Below are 14,426 nucleotides of genomic sequence, written 5' to 3' on the forward strand. Positions count from 1 at the left end.
CTTTCCCTTTGACGCTGAGCGTACTCGCCAATGCTCTCCCGGTTCACGGCTACCTCCCTGGGATTTCGGTAACCGTAGTTTTGAGACAATCACTTTATTTCGGTAACCATATTTTTAATGTCATGCGGCCCCTTGCCTTAAGACAAACACATGTTCTATTATTTCTGCCACCCTACCTACAAGGCAGGAATCCATGACCACCGACCCCAACGGCCCTCTCCCGCCCCCTCGCAAGGAAATCATGGGCGTCCCCATCACCAACTTCAACATCAAACGCCACCACCTCAATCCCCTCCTCCTCTGCGACGACAACTGCCTCAACCCCTACCTGCTCAGCCCTCCCCCCGGCAAATGCGACGGCGCCTGCTTTAACCTCTACACCGAAGAAGTCGAAGCGACGCGCTTCGCCGAGCACCAGTCCATTGAGGAAGCCAAAAGAAAAGCCGCCGAAAAAGAGGCCGCTCAGGAGATGGAGAAGAAGGAAGCGGAAAAACTGGCAAGGAAAGAGGCCAAGGATAAGGCAAGGGCTCAAGCAAAAGCGGCCTCCCTCCCTCCTCGCCGACGCGGCGGCCAGCCCGGCAACCAGAACGCCTTTAAGAACGGCTATTACTCCAAGCTTACCCCAGCCCGTGACCTTGAGCTCATAAAAGAAGTCATTGCTATGGAGAACTTGGACCTTACCCCGGAAGTAGCCCTTGCCCGCATCAGGTACGTTAAAAGCGCCAGCGATCCCTACGCCACCCCTGCCGATGTATATCGCCTGGGTCGCAACCTTATGAACATGATCAGGACCCGGGCCGAGATCGACAAGGTCTATGGCCCCTTGGAAAGCGACGAATCGGAAATCGAATCTGTGCCTGACTCACGCCTGGAATCCTGATTCGTTCCTCCAAAACTTTTTTCCCCAAAATCGAATATCTAGGGAGGTTGTTTTGAAAAATTGAGAAAACAACTCTACTGCCCCCATTATGCTCTCAAGGCCGCCGCCAAGGCCTATGTCGAGCTGGTGAAATGGGGGTAATGGTGGCGGACAGGGCGTTGAGATTCCTTCCACCTCAGGCGGATCGGAATTACGTGAAACCCGCCCCCACTACTGTCTGCTGGACTGGTGGGTGGTGGGCAGCATATCCCGACTACAGATATACGCGCTTCTAAATGAGCGCAATCCGCCTTGTGGCCCCGATATGGTATAAAGAGCGGAAATGCTCACCCGCCACCTTATAACCCGCCTCCTCCTCTTCATACCTACGCTGCTTATTGCATCCATCCTTATCTTCCTTATCATCCGAGTCCTGCCCGGCGACGTGGCCCAGGCAGTGCTTGGCGGGTCAGGCGAGTCTATCCACCGGCAGGAGCAGCTGGAAAGCTTGCGGCGGGAGCTGGGCCTCCGCGATCCACTCCCGCTTCAGTACGGCAAGTGGCTTCTCAGCCTTGTCGACGGCACCTTTGGCGGGCGTTCCCTGGCCGACCGCCAGCCCCTGCGCACCACGCTGTGGGACCAGGCGCCGATCACGCTGCTGCTTATCCTGTATACCCTGGCCCTGGCCCTTCTCGTCTCCATCCCCCTGGGTGTCCTGGCCGCCGTGTATCAGGACCGATGGCCTGACTACCTCATACGCACCATCACCATCGCCGGCCAGACGCTGCCCAGCTTTGTGGCGGGGCTGCTGGTGATCCTGGGCCTCACCTACTTCCTGGGGTGGACGCCCCCTATCATCTACAAACAGCCCTGGCAAAACCCTATCGACCACCTGACGATGGTGCTATGGCCTGCCCTGGTCCTCGCCTGGGGCCTCGCCTCCGTCGCCACACGAGTTATCCGGGCTGGCATCCTGGAGGCGCTGCGGCAGGACTACATCACCCTGGCCCGAATCAAAGGCCTGTCGGAAAATCGAGTCCTCTTCGGCCACGCGCTGCGCAACGCGCTGGGCGGCCTCGCCAGCGTGACCGCCATCCAGGCGGCGTCGCTGCTGGGCGGCGCGGTGCTGCTGGAGGTGGTGTTCGGCCTGCCGGGGCTGGGCCGGGCCATGGCTTCGGCGGTCGCCAGCCGGGACTACCCCGTGGTGCAGACTCTAGCCATGGCCTTCGTTTTCCTCGTCCTCACCCTCAATCTCGCCACCGACATCCTTCACGCCCGCATTGACCCGCGCATCCTCCCCTCCAACCCATGACCACTGCCGCCTCGATGTCTCGACGCCCCATGCGGGCCGCCCTCGACGCCCTCCTCTGGCTCCCCTCCCAAATCTGGGCCTTCGCCCGATTTCGGCCTATCGGCTTCCTGGCCGCCCTGGTCCTCCTGCTATGGTGCCTGGCCGCCGCCTTCGCCGACACTATTGCCACCCACGACCCCCTGGCCCATAACATCCCCAACCGTCTTCATCCCCCCAGCGGCGACTTCTACCTGGGCACCGACACCTTTGGCCGCGACGCTTTCTCCCGCATCATCCACGGTGCGCGAGTTTCCTTATACATCGGCGTCTCGTCGGCTTTCATAGCCACCCTCCTGGGCGCGCTTATCGGCATCGTTTCCGGCCTCAAGGGCGGCTGGCTGGACCTTGTTATTCAGCGGCTCCTAGACGCGCTCCTGGCCTTCCCTCCCCTTCTGGTGGCGATGCTGGTGGTCGCCGGCTTCGGCCCGTCCTCCAACGCGCTGCTCATCGCCCTCGCCGCCGCCTTCACGCCTATCATGGCCCGTCTCTCGCGCTCCCTCACCGTCGGTCTCAAGCAAGAGGCCTTCGTGATGAAGTCGGTGGTCCACGGCTCCGGCACGGCGCGGCTTCTCCTGCGGCACCTCCTACCCAACAGCCTGGGCCCTATCACGGTCTTAGGGGCGGCCCTGGTCGGGGAGGCCGTCGCCATCGAGGCAGGCATGAGCTTCCTGGGGTTGGGCGTCCCGCCGCCGGACCCTTCCTGGGGCCGTATGGTGCAGGAGGCGGCCCACCAGTTCCTGGAAACGGCTCCGTGGCTAACCCTCTTCCCCGCGCTGGCGATTGCGCTGGCAGTGTTTAGCGTCAACTTCTTTGCGGACGCCCTACGCGACCTCCTGGATCCTATTACACGGCAGTCCTCGGGGAGGTAGTTCGGCTATGACGTCGCAGGCCCTGGCGGCGGTCCGGGCGGCTGATGACAATAAACTTCGTGTATAGCTGCGATGGTCTCAGCAGCGGCTCCGGCTTTGGCCACGGGGGCAACAAACCCCGGCCCAGATGGGCCCTCGCCCGGGCCGGTGGGAACGCCTGGGATGGTCGCGATTACGCCAGGGGCGCCTCCAGCGCACGAGGTGTGTCCTTCATGCGCACTGACGGATGACACCAACGCGATTGCCAGCAGCCCTACCAGAATTCCTACACCTAAGAACCTTTTCATGTTGACCCCCTCCCTTCATCTTCATCCAACAACCACTCGTGCTCTCTTGCGCTGCTAACCTGGGATAAGCACCTAGGATAGCCTTGGGATTGAGCATGGGGAGCTTCGCATCCGAAACCCTGCCTGTCAAGAGGTTCCGTCAATAGAGGAAAAGAGAAGGGAGTTAGCGGGAGAGCCAGGCGGTGGCGAAGTCGGTGTTGGCGTGGCCGTCTTCGGCGGGGATGGCGACGCCTCTTACATGGTTACGGTAGGGGACTACCTGGTGGGTGGCGGCGATGGGGATGACGTAGGCCTGTTCCAGGACGAGGTAGCGTTCGATTTCACGCCAGGCCTCGACGCGGGGGCGTTCCTGGCGGAGGTCTCGGAGGCGAGAGTAGAGGGTGGTTACATGGGAGTCCTGGTGCTTGGCGTAGGAGTCCGGGTTGTTGCTAAAGACGCCGAAGACGGATTCGGTGGCTTCCGGGGTGACGGGGCTGAAGAAGGCGCCCTGCTGGGAGTCGTAGTCCAGGGTGACGCGGGCGGCGTTCCACTCGGCCTCGTCCACGACGCGGAGGCTAAGGTTTACGTTTAGGTCTTTTAGCTGGCCGTGGAGGAACTCACATCGAGCTATGGTGTTGTTGCGGCAGAGGTGGTCCATGGAGAAGCCGTTAGGGTAGCCGGCGTCGGCGAGGAGGCGTTTGGCTTCGGCCATGTCCTGGTCTCGAGTGTTCTTGTTGTAGCCGGGCCAGAGAAGGAAGTCGGGACTGCTGATGAGGTTATTGGGGCTGATGAGGCCGGTCAGGACGCCCTGTCCGCCGAGGGCGGAGGGGATAGCGGCGGCTTTATTGATCCATAGGGATAGAGCTTTTCGGACTCGAACGTCTTGCCAGGGACCGGGCTTGAGGGTGTTGAAAGCGAGGCGGAACTGGCCGCCCTGGATTTCGCCGAAGTAGGCTCTGTCCTTCATAGACTCTTCATACTGAGAGCGGCGCTCGAGAGTGAGATAGTGGCCTTCGCCTCGTGCGCCGCCGTCGATGCGGCCGGAGCGGAAGGCGGCGTCCATGACGGCGGGATCTTCGATGACGACGAAGTCGATGCCGTCCAGGTAGGGGAGGGCGCGGCCCTGGGCGTCCTTTTCCCAGTAGCGCTCGAAGCGGCGGAGGCTGATGAGGCTGCCCTTCTGGTACTTTTCGATTTTGAAGGGGCCGGCGCCGACGAGGCCGACATCCAGGGGGGCGACGCTGACCTCGCCGTCTTCAAGGCGGGGCTGCATGAGGTGTTTGGGGTGGGCGATTTTAAGGCGAGGGTTGGTGAGCTTATCGGGGAAGAAGAAGGAGGGGCCGGTGAGGGTGACGACTAACTGGCTGCCGGGGAGGACATCGACCTGCTTAACATCGCCGAGCTCGCCTTTGAAGTAGGCGGGGGCGCGGACGCGGTCTCTGTTCTGGTAGCCGAAGACGGCGAGGTCGAGCCAGAACTTGGCGTCGTCGGCGGTAAAGCGCGTGCCGTCGTGCCAGTAAGCGTTGCGCTGAATTTGGAAGGTCCACTTGGAGAAGTCGGCATTGGGGAACCATCGTTCGGCCAGGTCGGGGCAGATGAAGAAGACGTTTTCGCGGCATCGCTTGACCAGGTTGCCGGGGCCGAAGAGGGCGCCGCCGGGATGGTGGAGGGCGATGCTGGAGGTGCGCATAGTGTCGAAGGCGGCGGGAGGGTCGCCTCGGTTGGCGAGGGTAAGGGTGCCGCCGTATTCGCCAGGCTCTAGGGTGGGTGTGGAGGTGGTGGGCAAGGCAGTGGCGGTGGGGAGGGAGGTGGAGGCGGGGTTAGAGGATGGGTTGTCGGCGCAGGCGGAGGCGAGGGAGAGGAGGAAGATGGAGAGGAGAGCCAGGAGCCTAAAGAATATGGACAACGTGTGGAGCTTTCTTAGAGAATTGACTGATCTGATATCAACAATACGAATGGTGCTGGGGGAGAAGTTCAGGGGAGCACAGAGCGCTGCCAGCCAGCTAATTTGGCAGGATCCAGCCGTTCAAACTCGGGCAAGCGGTCAAAGCCTGTGTCGGCCGAGATGATGCGGTGTATGCCTAAACGTTGCATTACCGCCGCATGCACAAGGTCTCGCGCGGCGAGGTTCTTATAAGAGTCCGCTAAGACTGCGGCGCGATGAATGTCGCCGGCGTATATAGCCTCTATTCGTTCCTCCATGACGTCACTGAAGGCCTGAAAAACCTCACGTCCTTGAGGCCATAACCGCAATGAAAGGTAGCGGTGGATAATTTCCTGAAGAACCTCAGCATCACTCAAGAAGGCTCGAGGGTGCTCCATAGCCAGACGCATCACTTGAAGACAGGGTTCCTTCAATGGATGATCTCGGCCAACTGCGTAGATGGGTATATTTGTATCAATAAAGGCCGCGGGACTCATACGTCTCCGCAAGCTGGCGGCTCAGGGTCTCAGGGTCTGGAACGTCTTCTATAGCCATTTGGCTCATTTTTTCGACTGCGCGCCTGCGGCGGGCCTTTAGGGTGTCTTCATACGCCATATCAATGAGCCGTCGCACGATTTCGGAAACAGGTGTACCCTGCTCTGCCGCCAGTTCCTGCAGCTTGCGGCGTCGTTCTTGGTCAAGACGCACATCCAGACGTTCTATAGCCATTTCATCCCTTTGTACACACGATATTGTACGCCAAATTTATGCCACATACAATCTTATGTGGAGAGTTTTACCCGGGCCTGGATGACTTTTTGGAGGGCTTCTTGGGGGGTAGTGGCGGAGGCAGTGAGGTGGCCCATTTTACGGCCTGGGCGGGCTTCTGATTTGCCGTAGAGGTGGAGTTTGATGTCAGGCATAGCGAGGACGCGTTGCCAGTTGGGTTCATGGGGGGACCAGAGGTTGCCGAGGAGGTTGGCGATGGCGGTGGGGTGGTAGAGGTCGGCGGAGCCGAGGGGGAGGCCGCAGACGGCGCGGACGGCTTGCTCGAATTGGGAGGTGATAGCGCCGTCGAAGGTCTGGTGGCCGGAGTTGTGGGGTCGGGGGGCGAGTTCGTTGATTAGGAGGCGGCCATCTTTAGCGACGAACATTTCAACGGTGAGCAGGCCGACGATATCCAGGGCGACGGCGATGCGGGTGGCGATGTCCCGGGCCTGGGTGAGAAGGGTGTCAGGTATCACGGCGGGCATAACGGCGGTGTCCAGGATGTGGTGGGCGTGAGTGTTTTCGGAGGGAGGGTAGCAGACGACCTGGCCTTGAGGGCTGCGGGCGACGATGACGGAGATTTCTTTGTCGAGGTTTACAAAGGCCTCCAGGATCGCCTCTCGGCCCTGGAGCCATTGCCAGGCTTCGGCGGCCTGGGTGGGGGAGTCGAGGCGGAGCTGGCCTTTGCCGTCGTAGCCGCCGGTGGCGGTCTTGAGGATGGAGGGGCATCCAATAGCCTTGATAGAAGACTGCAAGTCGCTTTGGGTTTTGACGGCGCGGAAGGCGGTGACGGGGGAGCCATGGTCACGGAGGAAGGTCTTTTCGGCGATGCGGTGCTGGCAGACGCGGACGACTCGGCTGGAGGGTCGGACGGGGACCAGGGGTTCGATGGCTTCAAGGGTGGCGGCAGGAATGTTTTCAAATTCGATGGTGACGACGCGGGAGGCGGCGGCGAGGCGGCGGGCGGCATCGATGTCGTCATAGAGGGCGACGATTTGGCCGTCGGAGACTTGGGCGGCGGGAGAGTCAGGGATAGGATCGAGGATGATGACTCGGTAGCCCATGCGTTTGGCGGCGATGGACATCATGCGGCCTAGCTGGCCGCCGCCGAGGATGCCTATGGTGGAGCCGGGGAGTATGGGGGAGGAGGTGGTCATGGGGATAACTAGCGCTCTTGCCTTGTCTTCCAATTGGACGCGGGAATGGATTCGGATAGGGGGGTCAGTGGGAAGTGTGTTCTAGCCTGACGGACGAAACGTAGTGCTAGGGCTTCACCCTCACTCTCCACAGCGAGTCTTCGACCTTTATCCTCTCCCATCAAGGGAGAGGAAAGAAGAGCGAAGGACTCAAGGGGGTAACATAAGACTGGTACCAGGCTTCTCGTCATGGCTAGATCAGCTCATGGATGCCAATTTAGGCGAGGGTTTTGCCTTGTTCTAGGGAGAGGCGATCGTTGTAGACGGAGTCGGACTGGGACTGGCGGTAGGCGCGGAGACGCTGGCGGATTTCGGGGCGCTTGTTGCCGAGGATGGCGGCAGCGAACAAGGCGGCGTTGATGGCGCCAGACCGCCCAATGGCGAGGGTTCCGACAGGGATGCCGCCGGGCATTTGGACCATGGAGAGGAGGGAGTCCATGCCGTTGAGGGCGTGGGTCTGGATGGGGACGGCGAGGACAGGGATAAGAGTCTTGGAGGCGGTCATGCCGGGGAGGTGGGCGGCGCCGCCGGCACCGGCGATGATGACTTCCAGGCCACGTTTTTCAGCGGTGGAGGCGTATTCAAACATCCAGTCGGGGGTACGGTGGGCGGAGACGACGCGTGCCTCATGGGGGATGCCGAGTTCTTTGAGTGTATTGACGGTGTGGGACATGGTCTCCCAGTCTGACTTGCTGCCCATGATGACGCCCACAAGGGGGTTGTCCATATGTGTCTCCTCGGGTTGCTTCGCCCGCGAGGAAAGTATAGCAGAGAGGGGAGGGGTGGTTTGGTAGGGGGTGATTCTCGGGGGCAATCCTTGTTTTCGGTCGGTATGCCATCCCCTAGCCCCTTCCCCGACTGCATCGGGACTGAGTACAGCCTGCTGGAAGGGGAAGAGAAAAGATTGCACCAATTCCCCCTCTAACTCCTCCTTTTCCACACGAGGAAAAGGGGGAGGACCAGATGAGATCCGGCTGGGCGAGTTATGATTGGCTAGCTGTGGCGTACAGCAGAAGGGCCGTTGACATTTCTCAACTACGCTCGAAATGACGTTGCTAGAAGGCCATGAAGCCGCGGCGGAGGGCGGCGAAGAGGTAGGTGGTGACAAAGGAGCGGTAAGGGAACCAGCGGCGGGAGAAGGCGTCTAGTTCTTTGGCGGAGAGGGCGCGACCTTTGAAATAGAAGTGGGAGACGACGCGCTGGAGGGCGAGGTCTCCGGCGGGGAAGGCGTCGGGGCGGCCCAGGGCGCGGATCATGAGCCAGTGGACGGTCCATGGGCCGACGCCTCGCAGGGAGAGGAGGGTCTGGCTGATGGCGTCGTCGTCGAGGTAGCGGAGGCCTTCCAGGTCGAGGGCGCCAGTGTGGGCAGCGGTGGCGACATCGAGGATATATTCGGCCTTGCGGGCGCTGAGCTTGAGGTTTCGCAGGCGGTCAAAGCCGCCGTCGACGATGGCGGATGGAGAGGGGAAGGCGTAGTAGAGGTGGCCGTCTAGGGATAGCCGCCGGCCGTAGGTTTCCAGGAGGAGGCCTCGGATGAGGCGGGCGACAGTGGAGGCGATTTGCTGGGCGGTGACGGCGTGGACAAAGGCCTCGAAGACGGTTAGGGTGCGGGCCATGTGGAGGCCATAGAGTTTTTGGGTTAAAGGGGCGAGGATGGGATCTTTGGCGGCCATCTTGTAGAAGCCGTTTAGGGAGGGGTCGGCGCCGAGAATCCATTGGATGATTTGACTGACGCGGCGGATGTCGGCTTTGGTGACGCATTCAGCCTGGATGGTGAGGTGGAGTTGGGGATTGTCGGTAGCGCCGGAGGAGCGGACGGTGGCGAGGAAGAGTTTGCCGTCGATGTCTAGGAGTCGCTGGTAGGCGCCGTCGTGGAACACATCGGCGGTAAGGGCGCCCTGGAAGGAGGCGAGGTGGCCCAGGGTCAATTCGAAGTTATATGGAGGGAGTGGGGTTAGCGTAAGAGAATGCGACTGCATGGCGGCTAGATTAAAGCATGGGTAGTGGGATGGGAGGGAAGGGATGAATGGGAAGGGCGAGCGACCTCGCCCCTACATAAGTAGTGGAATCGTCCTAGTAGGAGGCGAGATCTGGTGGCAGACAGAACAGATCCTTCGACCACGCCTGAGTACAGGCTTCGCTCAGGATGACAAGTTGAGGGGGATGGAGCCGAGGGTGCGGTAGATGGGGCCTTGGGGCGTGAGGGTGCTGTGGATGTAGATGAGTTCCTTGGCTGTCCAGGATAGATTGCCGAGGCTAGGTTCTGATTCTATGAGGGGTTCGATGAGGGAGCGGGATTGAGGTGGGATGGAGTCTCGGAGGCGGCCTATGGTGATGTGGGGGTTGAAGCCGCGGGGGTCGGAGGGGTAGCCGAGGGGAGAGACGTGGGACTCGAGGGTAGATTGGGTGTGTTGGAGGGTGGGGAGGTCGCCTTCGACGCCGACCCAGAGGACTCGAGGGCTGCGGAGGTTGGGGAAGGCGCCGAGGCGGGTTAAGAAGAGGGGAAAGGGCTGGGTGCTGCGGAGGGCTTGTTTGGAGGCGGTGAGGATGCGCTCAACATCGGAGGGGCGGGTCTCGGGCATGAATTTTAGGGTGAGGTGGATAGTATCGAGGTTGACCCATCGGACGGAGTTGAGGCCGGCGGATTTAAGCCTGGCGATGAGAGAGGCCAGGGCCGCCTTGGCGCCTGGGGGTAAGTCGACGGCTAGGAAGGTACGGAGGGTGGCGTCCATGTCAGCTTCAACTGGTCGCGGAGGGTTTTTAGCTGCTTATACCAATTGACGAGGGTGTCAAGGGAGAACTGGGCGTTGGTGGGGCTGGGATTAGGGACGACGAAGACGGTGGACTGGCCGATGGAGGCGGGCTGGAGGCCAAGGGTGGCTTTGGCCTTGGAGTTTTCAGCGTAGAGGAGGTAGCCGTTGCAGGCCATGAGGCCGTGGAAGCAGACGATCATGGGCCGGGATTGGAGTAGCTTCTGTTTGAGGATGGGGGCCCACTGCCGGAAGTCCTGGGGGGTGAGGGCGCTGGCCTGGCTGCTGGGGCGCTTGACGACGTCGGTGAAGCCGATGCCGTAGGCAGGCAGGGTATGGTCCTGGTCGCTGGAGAGGGGGACAGGCACGAGGCCGGAGCGGTTGAAGGCGGGCCAAAATCGATTGCGGGGGTTGGCGAAGTAGTGGCCGCGCTGGACGGAGATTTGGGAAGGGTTGATGCCGACGAGGACGATGTCCAGGCCGGGTTGCAGATAGTCGGGCAGGGTGTTCATGGATGGCGAGGGGAAGCGGCTAGGCCTTGTTGGCTTTGAGGACTTTGGAGAGGATGGCATGAAGAGCGTCCAAATCGGAATTGGAGAGGTGGCGAGTGAAGTGGTTACGGATACCGCGGAGATGGAGGGTGGCGCAGTTCTTCTGGACCTGGAGGCCGAGGGGGGTAATGACGGCGAAGGAGCCGCGCCGATCTTCAGGGCAGTCCTCTCGGCGGACCTGACCGTGAGCTTCCATGCGGTCGATGAGGCGTGTGAGGCCGCTGCGAGTGAGGACGACGTGACGAGCGAGGGTCTGCATACGGAGGCGGCCACCGGGGGCGTTTTTGAGGTGGAGGAGGACGTCATACCAGGTGAGAGGTGTGCCCTGGAGGTCCTCCATTTCGCGCTCCAGCTTTCTGACGACGAGGGCATGGGTCTGAAGGAAGGTCTGCCAGGCGGAGAGGCGTCGGTTGGGTTTTTTGGCAGGCATGGGATGAGTTTAGAGGAATATAGTTGAGGGTGCAATAATTAAATAAGGGAGGGATCATTTTGCAGCAGGCAGGTCTTTGAAGAGATGTTTGAGGGCCTGGTCTTGCAGCGCCCACATTTTCTTTTTTTGGGTGGGGGTCTGATGGTCGTGGCCGAGGAGGTGGAGGATGCCGTGGATGGTGAGGAGGGCGAGTTCTCGTTCTATGGGGTGGCGGGCGCGGTTGGCTTGTCTCTGGGCTTGAGAGAGGGAGATGACGACTTCGCCGAGGGGGGGAGGTCCCTCGTCGGGGAGAAGGGGGAAAGTAGGGTCGGGGGTTGGGGTAGGGGTGGTGTCCCCCTGCCAGGGGCCGGAGTGAGTAGGGGAGAAGGAGAGGACGTCGGTGACTTTGTCTTCGCCGCGGAAGTCGCGGTTGAGGCGACGGATGGTGGCGTCGTCGACGACGGCGATGGAGAGGGAGGTGGGGTCAGGGTGGGCGAGGTGAAGGGCGGCGCGGGCGGTGCGGCGGAGGAGGGGACGGAGGGCGGGAGGGGAGGAGAGGGAGATGACTAGGCGTGCTGGCATTTAAGAGCTACGCTCCCGCTTAGGAGATGCCGGCGATTTGCTGGCCGATGGCGCTGGCGGGGACGAAGTGTTTGCTGAGGATGAGGTTCTGGCCCTGGTAGAAGGAGCCGATTTGTAGGCCGTAGAGTTTTTTGGGGCGGGCGGCCATTTTTTCGAAGCGGAGTTTGCAAACTTTTTGGCCGTGCTCGATCATGAAGGCGACGTCGCGGGCGCGCACTTCCATGACTGCTTTGGTGCCCTGGGGCTTGTCCTTGGGGTAGACGCCGAAACCTGGGTCGAAGAAGCCGGCATAGTGGGTGCGGAGCTCGCCGCTGGTGGGTTCATAAGCGGCCATTTCAGCGGCGTAGCCGGGGGGGATGCGGACTTTTTCGGAGGAGATAAGGAGGTAGAAGACTTCGGGTTCGAGAATTAGCTTGCCGGCGCGGTCGGGCTTGATTTCATCCCAGTAGTCCTCGGGCCGGTATTTAGTCCGGGCGCTTAAGTCGAGGAGGGAGGCGTGGGCGCGGGCTTTGTAGCCGACGGTGGCGGCAGCGGGCGAGCCTTTGAGGTCAACGCTGAGGAGGATGCCGTCGCTGTTGATGGCCTGGTGGGCCTCGAGGTCGAGGGGCTTAGAGTCGTCATAGAGAAGGGATTCGGAGGCGGGCTCGCGGAGGATTTTTTGGGGCGTGACGTTGGGGTTGCCCTGGATGAAGCGGATCTGGTTTAGGGAAAGTCCGCTTTTGACCTTGATGGTGAAGGTGCGGGATACGAGCTCTAAAAACAGGCGACCGTGGTAGCCTTCTTTAATTTCGTCGAACTGATGGCCGTGGTCGGTGATGACGCGGGTGAAGATGTCCAGCCTGCCGGTGGAGCTTTTGGGGTTGGCGCGGGCTTTGAGGCAGTCGGGGAGGGCTAGTTCTTCCATGAGGGGGATTAGATAGGCCTGGTCTTTATGGAGGATGGCGCCTTCAGGCTGGTCGAGGCGGATTTGGCCCATAGAGAGGTGTCGCAGCTTGGAGGTGACGGATTCGGCGCCGGGGATGAAGCTGCACTGGAGGAGGTGGGCGACTTCGCCGAGGCGGAGGTCAAGGCTGGCGGGCTGGATATTTTCGGGCGGGATGGGAGGGAGGGCGCCGTGGGGTCGGACGTGGCCGTGGGTGATGGCGTCGTCGATGAAATGGGCGGGCCAGACGCCTGTGGTCTTGGGGGATGGAGTGGTCATTTGGGTGAAAGGATAGCGGGGGAGCAAGCGGATGTCTATGATAACGGAGAGGAAGTTTTTTTATCCGTATATGGGCAATAAAGAGGCAGATCTGTGCCCGATGTGTCGCTGGCATTTGGCCTTGTCGGACTGATAATAGCGGTCGCTGCGCTGGCTTCGCGGGTGGTGGACCGCTGGCATATCTCGATTCCTTTGTTGTTTTTGGTCCTGGGGTTGCTGCTGGGACGACCGGTCTTCGGGGTCATAGACCTTACGCCTGAGAACAGGCTGCTAGAGGTAGTGGCGACCCTGAGCCTGGCGCTGGTGCTGTTCCTGGATGCGGTGAAGCTGAACATTCGTGAGTTAGGCAGGCGCTGGGTGGTGCCATTCCTGGTCCTGGTGCCGGGGACGGCACTGGTTATGGCCTTGGGCGCGCTTCCGCTGGGGCTAATGCTAGGGTTGTCATGGACAGTCGCGTTCATTGGCGGCGCGGCTATTGCTTCCACTGACCCTGTGGTGCTTCGAGATATCCTAAGAGACTCGCGCCTTCCGCGGTCGATCAGGCAGACCCTTCAGATAGAAGCGGGGTTAAATGATATAATAGTGCTGCCGGTGATTCTTATACTCATCGCGGTCGCTGGGAGCCATTTCGACGACGCGGGCGAATGGAGCGCTTTTCTGGCGAAGACCCCGGTCGTGGGTCCGGTAATTGGACTTGCGATTGGAGGGGTAGGCTCCTGGCTGATTTCCCAGGCTGACACGCGACTGAGTATTCGGCGGGAGCATCAGGCTTTGTACGGGTTGGGTATGGTGCTGGCGGCGTACTCGGCGGCGACTGCGGCGGGCGGGGATGGGTTTCTGGCGGCCTTTGCCGCCGGCCTAGGGGTAGTGGTCTTCGGCCAGAAGCTGTGCGACTGCTTTCTAGAATACGGAGAAACGACCTCTGAGATGGCGATGCTTTTCGCGTTCTTGCTTTTTGGGGCCGTTCTATCTGGCATCCTTGGCAGGGTGAACCCCCTGGAAGGCATAGCCCTGGCAGCAATCGTTATTGTTGCTGTTCGGCCTGCTGTACTGACGGCCTTACTTTCTAAAGCTAGGATGAGCCAGGCGGCAAAGGCGTTCATAGTCTGGTTTGGGCCTAGGGGACTAAGCACTTTGCTGTTGGCCTTGCTGGCGGTGCAAGCCGGGCTGCCCGAGGGGGAACTGCTGCTGTCTGCCGTGGGGTTTGTGGTAATAACTTCGGTGGCGTTACACGGAGCGACGGCGGCGCCGGCGGCCGCGATGTACGCGCGAAAGGTGGCATCGGAGACGCTCGAAGAGGAACGGGAGAGCACCGCGGCGGGGCTGTTCGCGCCAGGTACGGAGACGGTATCACGAATAAAATCCAAGGAGCTTCACGCGTTACTTAGCCAGCCTTTGGCGCCGATAGTGCTGGACGTCCGCTCTCGGTCCAGCTACGAGGCGGACGGGAGTCAGATTCCTGGAAGCATTCGTGTGGAGCCGGACAGGATATCTGAATGGGCGGCGGGCCGGCCCAAGGACCGACTCATAGTCACTTACTGCACTTGAAGAAACGAGGCGACGAGCGCCCGTGCGGCGCAGGAGCTACAGGCGATGGGCTTCAACGTGGCGGCGCTGGAGGGCGGGCTTGCTGAGTGGCGCAGCATGTCGTTGCCTGTTGTGCCTGTGGCTACAGCCGTTAAATGAGGGGCAGCGGTCAG

16 protein-coding genes are annotated in these 14,426 nt (G+C 61.0%); 5 read left to right on the forward strand and 11 right to left on the reverse strand.

What is annotated here, in order from left to right; all coding sequences use genetic code 11:
- Nucleotides 1-193: 193 nt before the first annotated feature.
- From FJ320_06595 to FJ320_06610, 4 genes are all read left to right on the forward strand, one after another.
- Entirely contained in the window at nt 194-880 is a 687-nt protein-coding gene (locus FJ320_06595; GenBank protein ID MBM3925644.1) for a cell envelope integrity protein TolA, read from the forward strand.
- Nucleotides 881-1,202: 322 nt separating this feature from the next.
- Nucleotides 1,203-2,171, forward strand: coding sequence for an ABC transporter permease (locus FJ320_06600; protein MBM3925645.1), 969 nt, complete (start codon nt 1,203-1,205; stop codon nt 2,169-2,171).
- Nucleotides 2,168-3,079, forward strand: a complete 912-nt coding sequence (locus FJ320_06605; GenBank protein ID MBM3925646.1) for an ABC transporter permease — start codon at nt 2,168-2,170, stop codon at nt 3,077-3,079. Before FJ320_06600 ends, FJ320_06605 begins: the two co-directional genes overlap by 4 nt.
- Nucleotides 3,080-3,123: 44 nt before the next feature.
- The gene (locus FJ320_06610; protein ID MBM3925647.1) at nt 3,124-3,309 is read left to right on the forward strand and encodes a hypothetical protein; all 186 of its coding nucleotides are present in this window, start codon (nt 3,124-3,126) and stop codon (nt 3,307-3,309) included.
- Nucleotides 3,310-3,529: 220 nt separating this feature from the next.
- Here FJ320_06610 and FJ320_06615 read toward each other — a convergent pair whose 3' ends face one another.
- The 11 genes from FJ320_06615 to FJ320_06665 all read right to left on the reverse strand — a co-directional run bounded on the left by FJ320_06615 (nt 3,530) and on the right by FJ320_06665 (nt 12,726).
- Nucleotides 3,530-5,251 (reverse strand): ABC transporter substrate-binding protein, encoded by a 1,722-nt coding sequence (locus tag FJ320_06615; protein ID MBM3925648.1) that lies wholly within the window; start codon nt 5,249-5,251, stop codon nt 3,530-3,532.
- 68 nt (nt 5,252-5,319) lie between these two features.
- The gene (locus FJ320_06620; GenBank protein MBM3925649.1) at nt 5,320-5,766 is read right to left on the reverse strand and encodes a type II toxin-antitoxin system VapC family toxin; all 447 of its coding nucleotides are present in this window, start codon (nt 5,764-5,766) and stop codon (nt 5,320-5,322) included.
- Nucleotides 5,744-5,998 carry a ribbon-helix-helix protein, CopG family gene (locus FJ320_06625; GenBank protein ID MBM3925650.1) on the reverse strand — a complete coding sequence of 85 codons (255 nt, stop codon included), beginning with the start codon at nt 5,996-5,998 and terminating at the stop codon, nt 5,744-5,746. The genes FJ320_06620 and FJ320_06625 overlap by 23 nt, the downstream gene beginning before the upstream one ends.
- Nucleotides 5,999-6,051: 53 nt before the next feature.
- Nucleotides 6,052-7,194: a 5-(carboxyamino)imidazole ribonucleotide synthase gene (locus FJ320_06630; protein MBM3925651.1), complete on the reverse strand. Its 1,143-nt coding sequence runs from the start codon at nt 7,192-7,194 to the stop codon at nt 6,052-6,054.
- 256 nt (nt 7,195-7,450) lie between these two features.
- Entirely contained in the window at nt 7,451-7,960 is a 510-nt protein-coding gene (purE, locus tag FJ320_06635; protein ID MBM3925652.1) for a 5-(carboxyamino)imidazole ribonucleotide mutase, read from the reverse strand.
- Between the two features lie 328 nt (nt 7,961-8,288).
- Nucleotides 8,289-9,212, reverse strand: a complete 924-nt coding sequence (locus FJ320_06640) for a DNA-3-methyladenine glycosylase 2 family protein (protein MBM3925653.1) — start codon at nt 9,210-9,212, stop codon at nt 8,289-8,291.
- Nucleotides 9,213-9,374: 162 nt separating this feature from the next.
- Nucleotides 9,375-9,965, reverse strand: coding sequence for an RNA 2',3'-cyclic phosphodiesterase (thpR, locus tag FJ320_06645; protein ID MBM3925654.1), 591 nt, complete (start codon nt 9,963-9,965; stop codon nt 9,375-9,377).
- The gene (locus tag FJ320_06650; GenBank protein MBM3925655.1) at nt 9,938-10,555 is read right to left on the reverse strand and encodes a mismatch-specific DNA-glycosylase; all 618 of its coding nucleotides are present in this window, start codon (nt 10,553-10,555) and stop codon (nt 9,938-9,940) included. Before FJ320_06650 ends, thpR begins: the two co-directional genes overlap by 28 nt.
- Nucleotides 10,515-10,964, reverse strand: a complete 450-nt coding sequence (locus FJ320_06655; GenBank protein MBM3925656.1) for a MarR family transcriptional regulator — start codon at nt 10,962-10,964, stop codon at nt 10,515-10,517. The genes FJ320_06650 and FJ320_06655 overlap by 41 nt, the downstream gene beginning before the upstream one ends.
- Nucleotides 10,965-11,018: 54 nt before the next feature.
- Nucleotides 11,019-11,525 carry an rRNA maturation RNase YbeY gene (gene ybeY, locus FJ320_06660; GenBank protein MBM3925657.1) on the reverse strand — a complete coding sequence of 169 codons (507 nt, stop codon included), beginning with the start codon at nt 11,523-11,525 and terminating at the stop codon, nt 11,019-11,021.
- Nucleotides 11,526-11,544: 19 nt separating this feature from the next.
- Nucleotides 11,545-12,726 (reverse strand): 2'-deoxycytidine 5'-triphosphate deaminase, encoded by a 1,182-nt coding sequence (locus tag FJ320_06665; GenBank protein ID MBM3925658.1) that lies wholly within the window; start codon nt 12,724-12,726, stop codon nt 11,545-11,547.
- Between the two features lie 93 nt (nt 12,727-12,819).
- Between FJ320_06665 and FJ320_06670 the strand changes: the two genes are divergently transcribed.
- Nucleotides 12,820-14,274 carry a hypothetical protein gene (locus FJ320_06670; GenBank protein ID MBM3925659.1) on the forward strand — a complete coding sequence of 485 codons (1,455 nt, stop codon included), beginning with the start codon at nt 12,820-12,822 and terminating at the stop codon, nt 14,272-14,274.
- Nucleotides 14,275-14,426: the final 152 nt, after the last annotated feature.

The sequence above is a fragment of the SAR202 cluster bacterium genome (genome assembly GCA_016872285.1).
GTDB lineage: Bacteria > Chloroflexota > Dehalococcoidia > Lucifugimonadales.